This window comes from Novosphingobium sp. B-7 (assembly GCF_000410615.1).
Lineage (GTDB): Bacteria > Pseudomonadota > Alphaproteobacteria > Sphingomonadales > Sphingomonadaceae > Novosphingobium > Novosphingobium capsulatum.
The window spans coordinates 246-2,543 of the sequence record NZ_KE148430.1; the positions used below are offsets into that span (position 1 = coordinate 246).

Annotated in this window: 2 protein-coding genes; both read right to left on the minus strand. The window is 68.2% G+C overall.

What is annotated here, in order from left to right; translation table 11 throughout:
* The coding region (locus H926_RS28900) for a hypothetical protein (RefSeq protein ID WP_202804761.1) at window positions 1-1,505 on the minus strand (1,505 nt) is incomplete at its 3' end.
* A gap of 133 nt (window positions 1,506-1,638) precedes the next feature.
* A partial coding sequence (locus H926_RS33630; RefSeq protein ID WP_028658223.1) for a hypothetical protein occupies window positions 1,639-2,298 on the minus strand: 660 nt, incomplete at its 5' end.

Sequence of the window (2,298 nt, forward strand, 5' to 3'; positions counted from 1 at the left end):
CAGGTTGCATCGCGGGCTTCCTTTACATAGGCGGCCAGGGTGGCTTCCAGCATGTTGCGCGCCACGGCCAGTGCGCGCACGCGGCGGGTATCGGTGCGCGGGGCCTGCGCGGCGGCCAAGGCAAACACATCGCGGGCGATCGCGCGCAGCGTTTCGCGCCAGGCCAGGCGATGGTTTTCCGGCTTGCCGTCGAATTCGGCCCAGAACGGCGCGTCGAAAAACACCCGGTCCACGGCCAGGTCGAAATGGCCGATCCACGGATCGAGCTTGGCTTCGGCTGCCTTGTCATCAAGCCGCACCTGGGCCGGCCCGCCCTGCACCAGGGCAAAGCAGGCCAGGCGGAGGCGTTGCCGTACGGCACCGGCCTCCTGTGCGCGGCCTTGCGCCACTTGCCCCATGCGATCGAGGTATTCGGTCTCGAACACATCGTTTTCGCGCGTGCCCGACAGCGGCACTTCGCGGCGGTGCAGCCCCTCGGTCTTGCCCTGCCCGCGCACCAGCGCCTGGGCCACCAGCACCATCCCCTGCGGCCGATCGTCGGCGGCATGGCGGGCCAGCAACGGGCGCTGCACCTTGGCCGGGTCGAGCAGCTCGACAAATTTGCGATAGCCGAACGTGGCCGGCGAGGCGGTCAGGCTGGCATTGTCGCGCAGGCGGATCGGCGCCCAGGGGTCTTCGCTCTTGCCCGTTTCCACCCCGGCGACGCGCGCCGATTTCGATCCGGCGGCCAGGGCCGTGATCGCGCCGTTGGCATCGCGCTGCAACCGCACGCGGCGGCACACATCCACATAGAGCGTGTCGAGCCGGGTGAACGCCAGCGATGCGGCACCGTCCCACGGGATGGTCCACAACAGCCCCGGCCCGTGCCGCCAGTGCGCGCCGGTTTGCGGATCGCCGCTGGCCTGCACCAGGCAGTGCACATCGCGGGCAAAGGCGTGGGAAAGATTGCCCGACGGGCGCAGGCCCAGGCCCATCCTGCTGGCAAAGCCGCCGTTCATCCGGCTGATGCCGTAATTCCCCGCGCCCAGGAACCCTTCCATGGTTTGCAAGGTGACCAGCGCAAACAGCCAGTCATCCTGCGCCCCGCCCAGCATCCGCGCCGCTTTCACATCGTGGTTGCGCGAGGTTACCAGCATGTCGAGCTGATCCGGCGTGGCCAGCGCCTTTTTGTAGTCGGCGCGATGGGCAGGCGAAACCAGCGGTGGTTGCAACAGGGCGGGCTTTTGCCAGTCCTCCTCCACCAAGGCCCAGGCCGCGCCATCGGGCCATTCCGGCGTCAAGCCGAGCAGCAGCGCGCGCCAATCCGCTGCCGCCGTGGGCAAGTCTGCCCCGCCAGCGGCAATCAGCGCCATCGCCGCCACCTGCACCGCAAAGCAATGCCACGCCTGCTGCTGGTGCGGCCGCAGCGCGGGGAAAGACATGATCTCCCCCCGCGCCATCGCCGCCAAGACGCCGAACAGATCGTCGGCCTGAAGCGCGCCGTCTTCTCCCTGCCAGCGAATCATGATGCCCCCACCATACTACAGCCAGAATGGCTCTTGCGTTCTGGCTTGAATGGCCCCGTACAGGTTCAAGAAAACAATATTTTACGAATAGTGTCGAGTGATGCACGGTATTTGTTCGCTCAGTTTCGCACCATTATGGCGCGATGTCGCGTGTGGCCTGCAACCCCCACCGATCATAGACAAACCGCCGCGCTCCCAGGGTAAACGCCAGCGCGGGTGTGTCTGCCACGATCACCGCCTCTTCCTCGGCCGCGACGCCCGGCGCCATCCATGCCGGCACGGTCAAGTGCCCCACGGCCTGGCCAAACGGGCCGGGCGGCGCCGGGTCGAGCCGCACCAGGCGGTCTTTGGTGCCAAGCCGCGTGGCCAGCGCTTTGTTGCCTTCGGGGAACAGCAAGTGCGTAAACGGCTGCGCCACATCGAAAGTCCAGTTCCGCGCGGTGCCGCGCTCGGCATAGGCGGTGCCCAGCAGGGTCGCTTCGTGGTTGGCCCAGGCGGTGCCCAGTTCGGCCACCAGCGCCTGCGTCTGTTGCGGGTGCAGCGCCTGCTCCACCAGGCGGCGGTTGTCGGCGGGAATGGTAATCTCGGCTTGCCGCTCGATCAGGCGCCAGGTGGCCTCCAGCACCAACAGGTCGGGATAGACCCCCTGCGCGTCCTTGATCGGGCCCAGCCCATGTCGCTCGCGCAGGCGGCGCGCCATGAACCGCGCCAGATCGCGCTCTGCCGGCACCAGGATGCGCGCCTGCGCCCGCGCAAACGCGCCGCGGTCGGGGCGGTCGTGCCGGTGCAGGCG